At 38.0% G+C, this 17,199-nt stretch carries 22 protein-coding genes; all 22 read right to left on the bottom strand.

Annotation, left to right across the window (positions count from 1 at the left end; translation table 11 throughout):
* Positions 1-51 precede the first annotated feature (51 nt).
* The gene (locus GA0061081_RS03015; protein WP_091346936.1) at positions 52-3,276 is read right to left on the bottom strand and encodes a tape measure protein; all 3,225 of its coding nucleotides are present in this window, start codon (positions 3,274-3,276) and stop codon (positions 52-54) included.
* A gap of 59 nt (positions 3,277-3,335) precedes the next feature.
* Positions 3,336-3,917, bottom strand: a complete 582-nt coding sequence (locus GA0061081_RS03020) for a DUF6246 family protein (RefSeq protein ID WP_091346938.1) — start codon at positions 3,915-3,917, stop codon at positions 3,336-3,338.
* On the bottom strand, positions 3,918-4,406 hold the full coding sequence (locus GA0061081_RS03025) for a phage tail tube protein (RefSeq protein WP_091346940.1): 489 nt from the start codon (positions 4,404-4,406) through the stop codon (positions 3,918-3,920).
* A gap of 10 nt (positions 4,407-4,416) precedes the next feature.
* A complete protein-coding gene (locus GA0061081_RS03030) occupies positions 4,417-4,800 on the bottom strand; it encodes a phage tail termination protein (RefSeq protein WP_091346942.1) in 384 nt (127 codons plus the stop codon).
* Entirely contained in the window at positions 4,797-5,195 is a 399-nt protein-coding gene (locus GA0061081_RS03035) for a hypothetical protein (RefSeq protein WP_091346944.1), read from the bottom strand. Before GA0061081_RS03035 ends, GA0061081_RS03030 begins: the two co-directional genes overlap by 4 nt.
* Positions 5,195-5,548, bottom strand: coding sequence for a hypothetical protein (locus tag GA0061081_RS03040; protein WP_091346946.1), 354 nt, complete (start codon positions 5,546-5,548; stop codon positions 5,195-5,197). Before GA0061081_RS03040 ends, GA0061081_RS03035 begins: the two co-directional genes overlap by 1 nt.
* The gene (locus GA0061081_RS03045; RefSeq protein ID WP_091346949.1) at positions 5,541-5,924 is read right to left on the bottom strand and encodes a DUF7370 family protein; all 384 of its coding nucleotides are present in this window, start codon (positions 5,922-5,924) and stop codon (positions 5,541-5,543) included. Before GA0061081_RS03045 ends, GA0061081_RS03040 begins: the two co-directional genes overlap by 8 nt.
* A 2-nt stretch (positions 5,925-5,926) precedes the next feature.
* The gene (locus GA0061081_RS03050) at positions 5,927-6,106 is read right to left on the bottom strand and encodes a hypothetical protein (protein ID WP_091346951.1); all 180 of its coding nucleotides are present in this window, start codon (positions 6,104-6,106) and stop codon (positions 5,927-5,929) included.
* 3 nt (positions 6,107-6,109) lie between these two features.
* Entirely contained in the window at positions 6,110-7,180 is a 1,071-nt protein-coding gene (locus GA0061081_RS03055; protein WP_091346953.1) for a major capsid protein, read from the bottom strand.
* Positions 7,181-7,189: 9 nt separating this feature from the next.
* On the bottom strand, positions 7,190-7,618 hold the full coding sequence (locus GA0061081_RS03060; RefSeq protein ID WP_091346955.1) for a hypothetical protein: 429 nt from the start codon (positions 7,616-7,618) through the stop codon (positions 7,190-7,192).
* Positions 7,618-8,787, bottom strand: a complete 1,170-nt coding sequence (locus tag GA0061081_RS03065; RefSeq protein ID WP_091346957.1) for a DUF2213 domain-containing protein — start codon at positions 8,785-8,787, stop codon at positions 7,618-7,620. The genes GA0061081_RS03060 and GA0061081_RS03065 overlap by 1 nt, the downstream gene beginning before the upstream one ends.
* 60 nt (positions 8,788-8,847) lie before the next feature.
* Positions 8,848-9,021: a hypothetical protein gene (locus GA0061081_RS11065; protein ID WP_167349284.1), complete on the bottom strand. Its 174-nt coding sequence runs from the start codon at positions 9,019-9,021 to the stop codon at positions 8,848-8,850.
* Complete coding sequence (locus tag GA0061081_RS03070) at positions 9,018-10,664, bottom strand: phage minor head protein (protein WP_167349285.1); 1,647 nt, start codon at positions 10,662-10,664, stop codon at positions 9,018-9,020. The genes GA0061081_RS11065 and GA0061081_RS03070 overlap by 4 nt, the downstream gene beginning before the upstream one ends.
* Positions 10,600-12,054 carry an anti-CBASS protein Acb1 family protein gene (locus GA0061081_RS03075; protein WP_091346961.1) on the bottom strand — a complete coding sequence of 485 codons (1,455 nt, stop codon included), beginning with the start codon at positions 12,052-12,054 and terminating at the stop codon, positions 10,600-10,602. Before GA0061081_RS03075 ends, GA0061081_RS03070 begins: the two co-directional genes overlap by 65 nt.
* Positions 12,055-12,056: 2 nt before the next feature.
* A complete protein-coding gene (locus tag GA0061081_RS03080; protein ID WP_091346964.1) occupies positions 12,057-13,286 on the bottom strand; it encodes a PBSX family phage terminase large subunit in 1,230 nt (409 codons plus the stop codon).
* A gap of 5 nt (positions 13,287-13,291) precedes the next feature.
* On the bottom strand, positions 13,292-13,687 hold the full coding sequence (locus GA0061081_RS03085) for a DNA-packaging protein (protein WP_091126023.1): 396 nt from the start codon (positions 13,685-13,687) through the stop codon (positions 13,292-13,294).
* A gap of 11 nt (positions 13,688-13,698) precedes the next feature.
* Complete coding sequence (locus GA0061081_RS03090; protein WP_091346966.1) at positions 13,699-14,424, bottom strand: KilA-N domain-containing protein; 726 nt, start codon at positions 14,422-14,424, stop codon at positions 13,699-13,701.
* Between the two features lie 301 nt (positions 14,425-14,725).
* Complete coding sequence (locus GA0061081_RS03095) at positions 14,726-15,091, bottom strand: hypothetical protein (protein WP_091346968.1); 366 nt, start codon at positions 15,089-15,091, stop codon at positions 14,726-14,728.
* 43 nt (positions 15,092-15,134) lie between these two features.
* The gene (locus GA0061081_RS03100; protein WP_091346969.1) at positions 15,135-16,403 is read right to left on the bottom strand and encodes a coiled-coil domain-containing protein; all 1,269 of its coding nucleotides are present in this window, start codon (positions 16,401-16,403) and stop codon (positions 15,135-15,137) included.
* A 9-nt stretch (positions 16,404-16,412) separates the two neighbouring features.
* On the bottom strand, positions 16,413-16,649 hold the full coding sequence (locus GA0061081_RS03105) for a hypothetical protein (protein ID WP_091346971.1): 237 nt from the start codon (positions 16,647-16,649) through the stop codon (positions 16,413-16,415).
* Between the two features lie 27 nt (positions 16,650-16,676).
* Complete coding sequence (gene lysC / locus GA0061081_RS11295) at positions 16,677-16,916, bottom strand: Rz1-like lysis system protein LysC (RefSeq protein WP_091346972.1); 240 nt, start codon at positions 16,914-16,916, stop codon at positions 16,677-16,679.
* Complete coding sequence (locus GA0061081_RS03115; RefSeq protein ID WP_091346974.1) at positions 16,813-17,181, bottom strand: DUF2570 domain-containing protein; 369 nt, start codon at positions 17,179-17,181, stop codon at positions 16,813-16,815. The genes lysC and GA0061081_RS03115 overlap by 104 nt, the downstream gene beginning before the upstream one ends.
* Positions 17,182-17,199: the final 18 nt, after the last annotated feature.

Below are 17,199 nucleotides of genomic sequence, written 5' to 3' on the forward strand. Positions count from 1 at the left end.
CATCAACCCTTTTAAAATTTTAATTAATGGTATGAAAATTCATCTATAAAATCAACGTCGATTTAGTAATCCCCCCGGTCTTTGTTCTTTCATAATCTGCGCACGGATAGCTTGCTCGATGTTTTTAGCTAGTTGCTGTCCGTCTTGTTCTGACATGCCACCGTTTCCGTCTAGATGAATCGGTGTATTAAATGTCATGTTTATTACTGAACCGCCACCTTTCCCAGAAGTAATTTGACGATTGCTGAGTACTCGCCCATTTTCGCCAGGTATTAGATATTGCTTTCCGCCAGCAACTAGAATTTCAGGTTTTCCTCCCTCTCCAACCCTATACATTGAGTTAGCATCTACTGGACCGCCGTTTTTACGCGCACCTGCAATGGCTGCTGCTTTCATTGTACCCATAGCTGTCATATATGCGGTCGAGCCAGTGGTTGCTGCTCCTCCTTGAGTTGCGATTGAGGCTTGTATAGCCGCTGGTGTATATGCCGCTGTTAGTGCTGCCGCTTCCGCCACTTGAGCCGCCGTTGTTGCTGCTGATGTCGTTTTTGCTACAATTGCGTTCTTGACGTATTGCATACCCATTTGAACAAGTGAGCCGATTGCTTCGTTCAAAATCACATTAGCAAAGTTCTGCATTGCTTGTGTCGCCGTCATTGTACCAGACATCAGCCCAGATATTGTACTTGTCGCACTACTTGCAAGCCCTTCAAGCGATGACGCCAAAAACTCGTTAGCATCACTCTGATTTCGCCAGATTTCCCACTGCGCATTGATACGATTTTGTTCGTACTGATGATTAGCCGCTTCACGCAATGCTATTGCGTTTTCCTCTGTAATCAATTTTTGATTTTCGAATTCTTGAATCAAAGCGAGTTTTCTAGCGTTTTCATTGGCTAACGCTTGTACAGGGTCTACTTGTGCTACAGCGTCATCAACTTTGGATACGACTGCATCAGACTTGATTTTAGCCATGTTTATCTGATGTTGTCGCTCAAGCTGTTCAAGCTTAGCGTTGTATTCAACTTGTTTAAGTTCGCCAAGCTCGTGTAGTTTATCTAGCGATTCTTTCGATTTTTTGAATGAATCTTTTTCAATATCAATAGGGCTTTGTAAAGTGCTTAATGCTTTATACGCTTGCGATGTTTCGATTAACTTTCTAAGCTCTTCTGTCTGTTTTGCTGTAACCTTGCTACCCATTTTCTGAGTAATAGCAAGCAATTCCGCTTCAACAGTCATGCCTTTAGCTTCGAGTTTAGCCACTTCTAGCCTGTCGCTAAGTTCTTTGACTTCTTCGGCGTATGATTTTGTTGTGCCTTTCCCCCTTTTTTTGCTTGCGTTTAGCTTTTCGTTTGCGTCATAAACTTTGCCTAACATTTCAAATAATGGTTGTAGCACTTTTCGAACTTCTTCAGAAACAGAAGCCCACTCAATTGAGCCGTCAATTAATCCTCGAATTGTTGTTTTATATTGCTCGCCAGCATCACCAAGCTCATTTAACGCATTTTCATAAATGTACGCTGCTTTCTTATTTCCATCTAGTTTCATTTCTGAAATTTCTAGTTGCGTAGAAAGCGCTTTAACTTTATCGTCAACTTTGTTTTTGCCGAGTTTTTCTAATGCTTTAGCAAAGCCGTCAACGTCAGTAGCCGCTTGCTCTGTTCCAGCACCAGTATCTATTAACAGTGTATTAATGTAGCTAATTATTTTTGAAGCATTTTCTTTTTTCTGTATTAATGTATCTAAAGTTGCATTTAGTTTTACAATTTTTTTTCGATTTTTCTCGATTATTTGTATAGAACCGCCAAGCGTGGCCTCTTGCGCAATGATTTCTTGATTAAGATTCTTAATTTCACTTTTAACGCTATCGATCTGATCTTCAATATTTTCTAAGTTATCACAATAATCTTGCTGTTTATCTAGCAACTGATTTAACGTTAAACTCTTTAATGAATCGCTCATTGAATCAACAGAATCTGAAAAATCCAATGCTTTTTGTCGAGCTTCAGAGGCTTTACTTGACCACATTGATAGTGCACCAGCTGCTAAGAACAACATACCAGCGGGACCACCAAGTAACGCCATGGCTGAACGCAAACCTTTTGCTGCAAAAGATGTTGCTTTCATTGCTACATCAAGTCTTGCTTGCGCTGCTGTTTGCTGATTTGTAGCAGCAGTCAAGGCGTCAGTGTTAGCTTTTAACTGTTTTCTAATTGCGTTTCTAGTTTTTTCTGTTTGTGCTAGTTTTAGCTGTGCAGATAATGATTGTTGTACAGCTCTTAAATGAACAACCTCCGCTTGTGCTTGCTGTAGCGCTGCTTGTGCTGCCGCTTTTTCAGCTTGAGCAAGTTTTATATCATTAATCACTTTCTCAGCACTTTGCTTAGTCGCATTAGCTAACGATGTGATGTATTTTCCTGCGTAAATCGCAGCTAAAGCACCGACACCAGTCATCAAGATATCGACATGCTGAGACATTAGAATCAGCGAATCAACTAAAACCTTAGTTGCGCCAGTTGAGTTGTTGAGTTCGCCTAAGTACTTTTTGAGGTTGTTTGTAACACGGTTAATACCGTCAGTTACAGTATTTCGCATGTTATCAGCAAGCGCAGCAGTTTCTTCTTGTGCAGCTATCATGGCATCGGTAAATTCCGACATAGACAACTTGCCATCAGAAGCCATTTGTCTAACTTCTGCCTCAGTTTTCTTTAACTGCTTTCCGAGGGTTTTAAGTACGCTAGGCATTGCATTAAAAACAGACATTGCATCAATACCGGCTAGCTTACCTTTCATCTGCGCTTTAGTTAAAGCGTTGATAGCTGATTCTGCACCGATTGCGCTTGTTTTATTGATTGTCATCAAGTTAGATAGTGTATCAATATAAGATATCGTGCCTTGCGTGCTATAACCTAGCTCGCCCATTGAATTTGAAAGGCGAATATATAGCTCAGATGTTTCTTCAATGGTGCGACCGTTTCGGTCAGAAGTTGCTAGGAGCTGGTCTAAAATGTCTTTAGTTTGTGACGCTGTAGCACCCGTGTTCTGTATACGGTCTTCTAGCTCGTTCCAGCTTTGTGCATAAGAAATAATTTGGCTAGAGACTAAAGCAGCAGATACAGCTTTGGCAATCTGTGTTAGCTTGCTCATTGACGCCGCTGTTCGTTCAAACCCCTCCTGCGCTCTTTTGTTAAAACTAGACACTTGTTTATCGGCTGTTAATAAAGCCCCTGTTTTAGCATCAATTGTGTAATATATACTTCCTGCTTCAAATGACATAAAAACCTCTTATAGAAATCTAAACGCGAAAGCCACCAAAAGCGGCTTGACAGTTATTATTAGCTGACTAATCCGACAACTGAATCCGCATAAGACATGGCAGAATCGTAATCATCTTGTGAGATGATATCTTTATCGTTAGCTGGGAACTTTGCTTCCATCGCCTCTTGAAATGCTGTCATTGACATATTCCACGCGTCAAGCTCTCTCATCCCCAAATGGGCCACGGCTAGATAAACAAATTTTTTGGCATGAAATTCATTACTATAGTCTGCATCTTCGCTAGTTTTTTTAGGCGGAACATCACCTATTAAGCCGTGTTTTAATAAATGCTGAGATAGGATTAATTTATCTTCAACAGGTATCACCGCTTCGACATTAACTAGTTCATCCTCACCTTTAATATAACCAGTAATAACAGAACAATCCGTTGTGCAACACGCCTCAAGTATTTTGTCAGCGCATTCTATAACAGATGCGAAATTGCCATCATTTATTTCGCCAAAAAGCATAGAAAAAATCTCAACTATTTCATCTGGCTTACCGAGCTTTGTCATGTTCAGAAATGACGGAACAAATAAATAATCAACATTTTCGGTGTGAATTACAAACTCCCCGACATCTGTTATTACTGGTTTCATCTACGCTTTCCTTGATACTACTTCTGGTATAACGGTTCTTGTTACATTGCCTGCACTTGTGCCCTCAATTGACCATGTGCAAACATCATCGTACGGGTATTCTTCCGTTAATGAAGACAGCAAATAACACCCTTCAATTATCCTGTTGATAATAGGATTCACAATTTTAATCCAAACGTAAGGCTGTCCGTCAGTATCTTGCGATGGGCTTTCGATGTGGTCCAACAAAATACCTTGGTTTTGAATGTCATCACCACGGGATACACCATCAAACGATACTGTTTTTTCTTTGGTTGTGACCATTGATTCAGTTGTACCGTCTTCTGACGTGTCGGCTGTGACATCAATAGTGTTCCAGTTCACGCCACGAGATTTACCCCGAATCATCCCTAGTCGCTTATAATCCCCCTCCGACGGTCTTGTATCAGGGTTACCTATTTTGTAATAGACGGCAATTTTCCGTCCTGTTCCTGCATTACTTTTAGCCATAATGTACCTCTTATCTTGATATAATCATTTGAGCGGTAAATTCGAAAATAAACCGCCCCTCTTCTGTATTTGCTTGGGTTATTCCTCCGACTGGACTCATTGAAATAACATTGTTGGATTCAAAATCATCTAGCATAAATTGCCTGATTTCATCTGCTTTATCATTAACCGCTACAACGTCCGAATCATTAATTGCTGAAATAATTACAATCCTAAAATAATCTCGCGTTATCGCCTCACTAGCATTACCTCCTCCAGCGGGGACAATCACAATATATCTATTGGATTTTGTATTTTTTACTTCAACCCATTTCCGAAATTGTAAAATGTAATCATCAAGTAAATTATGTGAATTCAGCCAGCTTTTTATTGAGTTATATGTATCAGAAATCATATTTTGTAACCATCTTTAATCACTTGCTCGATAGCCTGCTTTCCGTCCCTTTCAAAACCCTTTTCAACAAAGTGAGGTTCTGCGTTGGGAGACCAATAATCCCCCTGAGATTTCTTACCGGTACGTTTACCTTTTGCTGTACCTTTGGCATTATTAACAAATGCTGCGTAATTAGCGGTATAGCCAACTCGACCAGTCCAGCCTTTTGGTATTGGCTTTAGTTCTCTATACTGCGAATTAATTAGCGTTGAAGTGTCTCTAGGTGTGATTGGAGCAACAAAAGACATACCAACAATCATAACTTGCTGGATAATCCTTTGAGTTTTGATGTTGGCAATTTCATTAGTTATTCTGTGAATATTTCTATTCACCTTTGAAACGCCTTTAACTGCCATTATGTAACCACCTCGTAATCAGGGATTTCACCAAAAGCGCTCATATCATATTCAAGCACAAACTCCACTTTTTCAGCGTTTGAGGCTTCTAACGATAATGAAGTTTTATCACCTTTTGCTATGAAGTCGCCCTGTTTAATTCGGCTGTCTTCGGTGTAAAAAGTTGTTTTTCTTACTCTTTCAACACCCAAAGAATCAATGTAAGCACCCAATGCGTTTGGCGCTTCATCTTTCCATGTGCATTTCACCAAATAAGGTTGACCGTAAGTATCAACATTGTTTTCTCCGTCGTATCCCATGTGAGGATATACGGTTGCAACATTTGTATAGCTCCAATTCGCGGTATTACTCATCCCTACCTCCCACAACTAAAAAAAATGGTTTCTTTGAGCAAGAAATACCTAGGCAATCAGTACACCCGTGGACATCAAGATTTTTTAACAATGAGTACATGGATTTAAAGCCCACATCATCATATTTAAATGACCTTGACGCACCGCTTGGTGCTGATTGTGATGCGATTTTTCTTACTCCTTGCATTTGAGCCAGTAAACAAGCTGAGTAAATAAGTATCAAAAGTTGGTCGGCTTCTGAATAATTATGAGCAACCAAGCAATCACTGATTGAATTCACCTTATTAAGGATTGCGTCAATAACAATGCTCGGTACAGAATAACCAAGCTCTGATAACATTTGATTAACGTCTTCTGCGGTTACCTGTACTGACATGATTATTTACCCTTTTTCTTTTTGTCTGCTTCAACTTCAACAGATTGCTGCTCTAACACAATTACACGCCCAATAAAAGCGGTAGGAATGTCTGTAGCGCAAAACTCATACCCGATAGGTAGTTCAGCCACTGCACCATCAATGCGGCCGAAACAGCCGCGTTTAGTTACCCGTAATTTCATCAATTACCCCCGAGCGTTAAAGACTTTGCTTTTACCGTTAAAGTCACGTTTGATTTGTAAACCAAATGCTGACCAAACCAGTGTTTGATAGTTATCATGAGGGTTGATTCGTTGCTTCATGAACGAGCCAATCGGAGCAGCAATGCGGGTTTTAATGTACTGAGCATTACGAACGTAACCAAGGAAGTGGTTACCTTTAAGCTCAAATGTCTTGGTAAATGAAGCAATGTAAGGACAGTATCGTAAGATATAGTCTTTTACTGTTCCCTCTTTAAATCCATTTGAATTAGAGTACGGAAGATTTAAACGGCGCTCAATTTCAGGAGAAATAAAGACTTTTAACTGTTCAGAAACAAGGTTGGCATCAAGAATAACCGGGAAGTCTTTTGCAAAGAAATTGATGATATCGTCATTGCTTGCCGTCATTGAAGTTAAGTCAATATTTAAACCAGACGCACTTAAATCCACTTGATTGGTGTGTGGATGATTAGTGATACCTTTACCCTCAAAGTTTTGTACTTTGATTTTTTCATCACCGTAAAGAATATATTGCGCCATATTTTGGCGTAATGCTGCCACTGCTGCCTCTTGGTCATCTGACATTGCGTCGATGTTTTCAGTTTGCAAACCTAACCATTCACGCCATTCACGAGCATAACCTGTTTTAAAGATTGGCACAGGGTCGCCGTAATGGTCATAAACAACCTTATCTAGCGTTTCTGGCTCTTGCCCTGACATTGAGCGATTAACATATCCTGCATCGCTTGAAACACGGTATAATGCTGCTGTTTTACCAATGGAGATAGGTGTACCTAATGATAATAAATCATCAAGTAATGGCGCGCCCTCATCATCACGGATAACACGGGTAGTTACATTATCCACTTCACGCCAGTAATCTTGGGTTAAGATTGCGGCTTGATTAACCTCAATAGCATTGCCGTGTGTTGCGCTCATTTGATTTTGAGCGTTGTTAAAGATTTGACGGCTTGCTTTTAACTGATTCCAAGCCTGTGCTACTTGAGCGGAATTGGTAATTAATTTTTTACTAAAAATAATTTTTTCGTTCTTCATTATTGCTCCTTAAGCTTTACGAACTCGAACTTGTTCAGCGGTTGCGCCAACGGTGTACGTTTCAAATGCATAGAACAGCACCGCATCAGTACCACTTGCTTTTTTTAGTGTACCGTCACCGTTAGATGTTAATTTGTCGCCAACTGTTAACACTTCACCTGCTTTTACTAAAACATGGTAAGTAACATCATCTTCACAAATAATGGCGATGCCTGATGTGTCATTAGGTACGTTGTCGCGAATATCATGTCCACCCAAATAATCATTTGTGATGACTAAAGCTTGGGTTTGCTCACCTACTGCCGAATGTTTCATTAACTTATTGTTAACCACGGCAACCAAAGAGCATGGCGCAATCGCTTCACCTGTTTTTAAGTCAATTGTTTGCGGGTCGTTTTTGCGTGCAGGACCACCAATCACGGTTTTAAATCGAATCATTACTCTGGAGCCTCCATATTTAATAGTGAATTATCTGAATTATTAGCAAAACCGCCGCTAATAGGCGCTGTTTTAACGCACTGTGCGTATAAGGCATCTAATGGCTCACCAGATAGCGCATTTACCGCAGTTTGTGTCATGTTGAACTTGGATTTTACTGCTTCTCGCTTAACTGAGAGTTCTTTTTCTGTGTTGGCATTTACTGCTAATTCCAGACTTGAAACCTTATTCATCAATGTCTTTGCCCATGCAGGCGCATCTTCGGCATTAGTTGCGTTTTTCTTATCCTGTTCAGCTTTTTTCTTTTCTTCTTCCTCAGAAGTTTTCTGTTTTTCAATCGCCTCTTTGGCTGTTTGCTCGTTATAAGCTTTTAACAGTTGCTCATCTGATAAGCCGTCAGTCTTAATACCTGCAGCATTTAGAGCTAGTAAGATTTTTTCTTTCATTAAGTCTTCTTCCTCTTTTTGATTAAATTTAAATACGCTTAAAACCTCTTTAATGGTTTTACTAATTACATTGCTTATTGAATCTTCTGAACACTCAACAAGACTTACGTTTTCAATTGGCGATTTTTCACCATTAGAGTTAACAAAAATACCGACCCCGTCATCTGGCGTGGCTGCACCTTGCTTATCTGGAAGTATTGCGACATGATCGAACTTCATGTTTCGAGCTATTGACTTGTACCGTTTACCTTTTGATGTTCCTGATTGATTATCAGGTGTATAAGTTAGCCCAGTTGACACATGAATTGGTGTGGTGTTCTTCCCGCTCATCATGTCATCAAGTCGATTCACAAGCATTCGACCTTTTTCAGTGCTTTCTGCAAATTTTCTATCGATATAAGCATCCATAAGCACCCTATCGTTAGATTTGCGAACATTTCTACCCCAAGCGCCAATATAGAAGTTATTAATGGCTTGAGGGTTTAATGCGGAAACGTGCTCGTTATTTATTCGCGGATGGTCAAGTGGCATTAAATTATCATTCAATGTCATGTACGATTTGTTAATTTCATCTGCCGGATAGAAAATCCCATTCATGACAATATCATCCACGATGGGTACAACATCATTAATAACAATGTGTTCTTTACCATCGATGATTTGTGTAGATATTTTGGATTTACTATTGACGACAGATAAAACATTTACACTCTTGAGTGTCATGCTTTACCTCACGTGGATTTTAGATATAAAAAAACCGCCGAAGCGGGTTGAATGATTAGGTTATGAATGCCTTATAACGAAAAGCGCTTCCGCTAAACAGCCTAGTTGATATCTTCCATAACTAGTGCTTGCCTGCTCAATTAAACGCTTTAATTGTTCCTCGGCGTCATCTGGAAGTGGATCTATATTAATGAGTTCAGTGGCAATATCTACTAATGATTCATCGTCTTTCACTTTAACCCCTTATCTAATGACTCAAAAAACTTAAATAATTCTGGATATAAACGTTTTTTTGCTTCAAATGGATTTTCAATATACAACGAAAACGACTCAGCAACAAACTCCATTTTATTATATTGGGCGTACTTACTAATCGCATGCGCCCAACCGCGATCCCATGCTTTCCTGATGATATCATCAATTTTCTCTCGATAATGATAATGCAATGCATGTCCCATCTCGTGAGCATAAATGCCTCTTGGTGTGGATACTGCACTCCACGGCATATAATCCATTTCGTGAATTATTTTAGCTAATTGCTCATTCTTACCTTTTATGGCCATCAGCATAGAACTTCGCTTATACCCTTTAGTTTTACTGTGTAAGTCAGATTCTAGCAATGCTTTTTTATCAACACTATCTGATGTAATAAGAAGCGCTTTAGCTTCGTGTGAGTATGCAGCCAACATTTCTTTAGGAGGCTCTCTATATTTATAAACATCCCCTGTTATCGAGCCCGCGTATCTAAATTGAGGTAAATCAAATCGTTCTTGAATTTCCGATACCAATTTCAGGCATGGTGCTAACTCTTTAGTATCAATATCACTTGGTAAGTTTGAAGTTTCAGTAATATTTTTTCTTGCCCATTCATTAGCTTCTTCAACAGTAGCTAACTGCTGCTGTTTCGGTCTATTTTGCTCATGCCAGTCATCAGATTCTTTCAATAACCTATCAATACTAGCTTGATTATACGGCTCACCTTTTTCATTAAGCAGTACCGTTATTTGAGCGCAATAACAATTGAATCGGTTACCATTCTCTTCATACCAATCTGTCACTTGTTCAACAGTATAAACCTTACCGTGTCTATCAACGTGCGTGGCCCTTGAAGTGGGTTTTAAAGCAGACATATGTAATAAGCCTGTCTTTAACCCTAACTCCTCTTGAGTGCGTTTAGTTTCGTCCCATGTTGCTTGACGAAGTGCGCCTACTTGTTCGGTTTGAGCGATAGCCTTAGCTTTGCTATATGAAACATCAATCCTTTTACTAATAATATCGGCTGTTTCTCTTGGGTTAATCCCTCGTGCAACAGCGCTACTTAAAACCGTGCCTAAATCGCTCTTTAGGTTATCCGCAAGTCCTTTCCAGTCGTTGAATGTTGCTGTATACGCAAGCCCTATTCGACGAATGTAAGCATCACTAAATAACAAAGATTCCAGTGATGTAGCTTGTGAATATAGTGGTGATTGGGCGGATAAGTTATGAAACGTTCGATTAGTACCCATCTGATACATATCAGCAACAAACTTACCCGCCCAAAACCTGTCAATACCACCATCAATTAAGCTTTCGTCAACAATTTCTTGAATACGAGTTAACACCCTAGCAAGCTGATTGCCATCAACAGTGTAATTAACACTGGCGTTAACGACATAGAGCGTGTTATCAACGAATATCGCTGTTTTAGTCGGCTCTTTGACATAGCAACTTAAACTTAATTCGATATGCTCAATAATTGATTGTTTGATTGTTTTGTAGCGTTTTTGTATTTCGCTACGCATTTGGAGGATTTGTTTGTTGGTGAGTGTAGGGTTATTCTTGCTTTTCGGTAGTATCGGATTCTTTGGAATCGGCTTTATTATCGTCGGTCTTTTCAATATCGATATCCTCTAAATCAGGATCGGGCTCATAGCCGCCAGCTTCTCGTATTTCGTTCGGTGTAAATACAGGAATACCCATCGATTGCTGTGCTTTAACATTAACGTCTGACATCTTGAGCATAAGCTCAATTCGTTCAGCTTGACTTGGTGCTAATAAGTCAGACCATTTAAGAGTAAGTGTACCGTTAACTAATGGCTGGATAACTTTTAGCTTAATAAGCTTATTAACAAGCTCTTTTATCAATGCGCTCAAAAAACCATTACGACGTGACATTCCGCGCTTTGCATAATCAGCTTTATCTTCATCTGATGCTAACCTCCCTGTTTGTTGGCCAAAAACAATTGTAAATGGCATTCTGACAGAGGCAGCAAAACTATTTGCGGATACTGACCATCCTGAACTTGGATCAGCAGGGGCAACCGATAGAATATTAGCCGTAGCGCCAGCAGTGATTAATGCGCTATCAGTGCCCGAATTTAACAATGCGATTTGTTTATTCAATGCATCAGCGGGCTTTTCAAAACCTCGCTTTCTTAACTCTCGCTCCAGCTCCTCCATATCAGTGTCAGTGTCATAATTTAGATGAACCTGTCTACTAGCATTCTTGAGAAAGCCCTCAGCGCTACCGCCAGAGTATTTCATCATGTCGATTAAATCGTTATAGCCAACTTCAAGCTGTGATTCGCCATCATCCATTGAATTAATAACGGATGTTTCATTGAGTATGATCACCCTGTCTGGGTGTATTCTGCGAGAGATATTGGGCTTACCTGACTTGTCACCTACCGCTATTTCATTAAATTGGTACATTGTGACTTGGCCATAGTTTTCATCAGCTTCGTCATTATTCCATTCGCAAGCAGTTAACTGGGTTTCCCAAGTGGGGATTAGCTTAACAATGGCATCTTTTGGTTCAAGCCGATTCAATACGACCGTATCAACTGGCTCTTCCCATTTTTTACCGTCTCGTAATTGAATAATGAGTCCTGAATATCTACCGACAATTCCACGCTTATCTGCCTCGGTGATAGCTGGCCACAATTTATCGTTAAATAAATCAGTAATTATTTGCTCCCACGTTGTTAGCTTTGAATCTTGCTCTCGGATGTCGCCATCAATAAATTTAGGGTAATCTAGCCAACAAATATCACTTAATCGTTCAACAAAGCCACGGGCTGCACTGTTTCGCTTATATAGTTTATAGAAATCTGAGAAAGTGAGATTTTCTGGATAACCAAACTCGCGATCGATAAATGCCCTCTTGGTGTTATTAACCAATCCTTGTGATGCATACGCTAACCGTTGTCGGCTTATATCCTGATTGCTATTAATTGCGGTTTGAGCAGCGTTTAATAACTGCGTGTCTGTTAAATTCGAATAACCCATTGTTACCTCATAAATAATCCTGCTGAGCGTTTATGTTTAATATAACCATCTAGGCTATATCTAACAGCATCCCAACAATGATTGTTTTTATCCTCTATAATGGGCAACACTTCACTCGTTACCCTATCGGTTTTGTAGCTATATAATCGTGCTTCTGTTGCGGTGTGTTTACAACGAGGATGGATAATAATTTTCTTAAACCCTCGCAGATATGCGATACCATCCTCAACGCTACCCTGCCATTTTTTTGCGGCTGAGATATTAAAACCCTTGCGCTTGATATGGCTAATAGTTTCAGGTCGTGAGCAGTCACCCTTGATTGGCCATTTTCTCGCTTCTGGTACTGAATCATAAAAAGTTGACATTTCGTCGAGTTCGATATTAACGCCGTACGCTTCATATTCGATGTACAGACAATCATTAAGAATAAATGAGCGAATTAATGTGTTCGGGTCATTAGCAAAGCCGAAGTCAGCACCGAACAATAAACGGTCTGCTTGTTTGTGCAGGTTGTCATCAAATTCCTCAACAACATATCGGCCACTTAAAACTTGTTTATCTGAGTTTTCAAGATAAGCACCCTCCCACACCCAAGCGTATGATGCGTAATCCAATCGGGCTAAGTCGTTTAATCGTTCTTGCTCTAAAACGTCTGGGAAAAAAGGGTTATCGTTATAATTCATCTCAACGATAATAGCGTTATCTGGTGTGTTTTTCCTAAATCTTATATCTGTTGGGCTGCCCTCGGTTTCAGGGTTCCACGTCACCCATATTTCGGAATTGGTCTCACGAACTGTCGGGGTTAACTTTCGCCATGCAATTTCTGATACGTTTTCTGCTTCGTCAACCCAGCATAGCAATATGCGTGCTTTTGATTTAATGCTGTCGAGGTTGTGACGTAAACCACAAAACACATAACTAACCAATCCATTTCTGGTTCTGATGTAGTTTTGACCGATGTCGTAATAATCAGCTAACCAGTCAACTGAGCGAATAGCCTGCTTCACTTCTTCCATTGAAGAATCAGCCAACGAGTTCATAAACTCACGTGCGCACAGTATTACACCACTTACACCGGCTTCTGCAAACTGATAGCCCTTAATTGCTGTCATTAATGCAAATGAACGAGTTTTAGCACTACCTCGACCGCCGTACGCTCCTCGATACCTGACATTTTCGGCTACAAAAACAGATATCAATTTTTTGGGTAACTGTATTTGTGCTGTGGTCATAACGTTTACTCTGCGGGTGTGACTAACTCTATTCGTGTTGGTTTTGGTGACATCGAGCCGTCGGATGATTGATGGTCTATTTCTTGTTTTTCGCTATAGCCATGATTAGATAGCATCAGCTTTGTAATAGTTGGATTGAATGAGCTAGTTAGCCCACCATTTATTAGTTTATTCTCTTGTAGTGTTTTAATTGCTTCTAGCGTGTCGGAAAACTCTTTGTTTTGTTTTGCGTATTCATACATTGATGACTTGTGCTTACCGAGATAACAAGCTAAGCCTGCAACACTTGGCACTACATCCCCAAATGTTTCGTAGCCCCCAAGTAAGTATTCTTTAGCCCTAATTAAACACTCGGCTAGTTCGCTTGGGCGACCCACTTTTTTCTTTTCGCCCTTTTTCATAATCTTTCCTTTTATGCAGCCAGAATAAATTTAATCTGACCTTTTGTATTAAATATTGTCGAGCACCTAGCTTCAAAATCTTTGTAATCAATACAACCTTTCGCAATGGTTGTTATTGCTATTAACTGGTCTTCTACTGCTTTTAGTGCATCTGGCTTTAAGAACTGGTGAATTTTTTCACCTTTCTTAGTGCACTCTTTGATACTTTGATAAACCTTTTTAGGTAGTACGACACCATAAACCCACTTTTGAGTTATCAGTCCAAATAATGATGGACAACCGCCAACATGATTATTGAATGGCAAGTTAGTCATCTTTGATAATGCTTGATAAAAAGGTTGTTGGAATCGTTTTTCCCACGTTTGCGGTTGACTATAAGTTAGTATTGCTAATACTTGTTCATCAGTATAAGTAACAACTCGAGAACGAATAAGCTTATCAATTTGCTCATCACACCATATCTCAAAGTCAACAGATAACCAACGTGCAAACCTAACCGCTAATTTAGGATGAATCCAAGTACCACCACCGCGATCCTTTCTGGCTCGGCTAGTTTTTACATACGGGATTTTCTGGTATGTAGATTCTAAAGCATTGATATAATTAACTGTATCAGGAAGAATTAGCCAGTCATTTGGACGTTTACCAAATCTTGATGCTGCTTCTGTTGCATTAATCCATCCATCATCATTGAAACCAACTTGATGACCTTTAAAGTCAAATTTAATAATATTCATATTATGTCCTTTATAGAATGAGCCTAAGTCACACAGAATAAACAGCCCCAAGAGTTAAGACATTAGCTGTCATTCTCTCAGGCTCATTCTGTAAAGCTCTTGGTTAATATTCGCCGTGTGATGGCATTATGATTGATTGAAAATTGATTTGAATTTATTCGACTTGTAAAACTAAGATTTACAACTAGGGATAATTATGAGTAATTAAAAATTGAATTGGGTTTGTTGTGTTTCAAAGAAATAGACATAAAAAAACCGCACGAGGCGGTTTAGTAAATTTTATATTAGCAACATTAAAACGCTATGAGTTAAAAGATAGCATATTGAGAAAAGCTGTTGCAGAAAAGGTTAAACTTAAAAGAGATATGCTGAAAAATGTGCATAAAAGAAAACCACAAAACTCTCTAAAATGTTCTCTCACGCTTTTGATAAAACCTTTAAAGTTTAATTTCTTTTCTTTTATTGCGTATAAACAATAGCTAGAATGGATTATATAAAATGCAATTAAAACATAGATTAATATAGCTAAAACGTATAATTTTTTATTATCCAGAATTTCCGACAACGAAATGAATAGAGCTAATATAAAAGATAAATTAAATAATTTATTAAAAATATTAATAACATTTTCAGCTAAATTAAATAAAAAATTATTTTCTTGTTTCATTTTCTTCCTCTCATAGTATTAATAAATGGAGAAAGATTGTACTTTATTTTTTCCAATTAGAAATTAATTTCAATAATTCCTCTATCTTTTCTTTCGGTAATGACTTTATTAGATCAAGGAAATATTCAAGATCAATTGGAGTATGTTTTATTTTATCTTTATATAATCTTGTTGGATTATCACCTAAATTATTGACAGCAATTTCAAGTAACTTTTCTTGCAATTCTGGAGATATTTCTTGTACTTGTTTCTTATAACCTTCAAATGCCATTGCTGAAGAGTATTTATAAGCGTAATCTTCTCTTATTCTGGTTAAGTATGTACTTCTCCTGCTTGCCAACCAAGCCAACCAAATTAACGGTAAAGTTATTGGTGTTCTCGAAAAAAATAGGGTTGGAGAAAATATCTCTTGGTTGTAACTACTAGAAAAAATATACCATAAAATACATACAATTGCTCCTAAAAACACAAAAGTGCATAAATCTAAAAATCGTATTGAATTTGTTATTTCTGTTTTTCTCTTTTGAAATGAGCCTGCCATACTAGCCCTATTGGCATCTTCAATAATTTTTTGGATTTCGTTTTTTTGTTCTTGAAATTGATTTTTAGTATCATTAATAAATAGATTTAAATCATTAAATGTTTCCCGATACTTTCGTTCATTTTGTTCAATCAGTTCAATTTGAGCATCAATTTTCTCATTAGTAGCATTTATTTCTGCAATATATTTATCTGATAAATTTTTATTATTTGATATTTTATCAATAATATCTTCCACCTCTTGTGAGTGAGACGAAATTTTACTATTATAACTTTCAACTTCAGAACTTATTTCTGATATTTTTTCAATAGTATCTTCAGCATGAACAATTACACTCTCTAAAGCTAAAAGTCGATCAGCCTTTTTTAACAAGTCTTCATATTCATTTTTTTGCCTTTTTAAATTATCAATATCCTCCGAAAGATGTGTTAATTCTGCTTCAGTTCTAAAACTTGGTTCAACTATATTTTGATAAGTAATCTTAATGATATAAGTTGCCATCAAAATATCTTTTAATAAACCAAGGTTACTTAATTCATTAGCACTTAATTTGTTTCTATTTGTTTTTGTTATAAATCTGTTAGCAAACCCTTGCGCTAAAATAATTTCTTGTTCTTTCAGAATGTCGGCGTCTAAATTATTTAACCTTTCCACTAATCCATATAAATCATTGAGAGCTTGAATGCATATTATTTCATCTCGATCTATATCAACAATTTTAGACTTAAGCTTGGTAATATTTGATTTCAAAGCACTAGCACTAACAACCATACAGGCCTCTTACTCTTTATTAAACACCCACACCAAAATATCATAAAGAAGCCATTTCTTTAATAGAGGAATCTCATCATCTACAATTGGTTTTGGAAAATGTTCACTATTAATTATTTCATGCTTTACAGCAAGATAACGAATTCCAAGTATAGCTGAAATATCAGAAATGTTAACCTGTAACTTATTCTTTTTCGCTAGAAATAATAAAATGTTATTTTGAATTTTAGAATGATTTATATTCATTTTTTCTCCAATTATTTCTATATATTGTCACTTATCTGATATATTAATTTCCCTTATCGCCCTTTTATCGCCATTACACCTCTCAATAACATTTAGCAAATGCTCGTTATACCTGAGACTATAGCCGAATGTCATTGATTGAGGCGGTAAATTTGGTAGGCAATCACTTAATAGATTGGCTGGTATCGGTCGATTGACGTAAACCTTTCGCTCTGTTGTACAAGCTGTTAGAAACAGACACAGGCACAAACTGATTAGCACAGTCATTATTCTTGAGTTGCTCATTGATTTGCTCCTGACGTTCTAGTGATTGATTTTCTAACTCGCGCTTACTTTGCTCGTTATCAGCTATGATTTGATTGTTTTTAGCGATGCTCTGGTTCAACTGTTCGATTTTTTCAGATAGTTCAGCGTTATCTTTTTGTAGCTGTTTCTTATTTTGATAATTGTTGTAACCGAAATAGATAGTAAAAACAAAGCCGATAATGATTAATGCTATGCTTGATATATTTACCTTAGACAATTTGAACATGATAAATCACTCAATAAT

This window comes from Gilliamella bombicola (assembly GCF_900094945.1).
Classification (GTDB): Bacteria; Pseudomonadota; Gammaproteobacteria; order Enterobacterales; family Orbaceae; genus Gilliamella; species Gilliamella bombicola.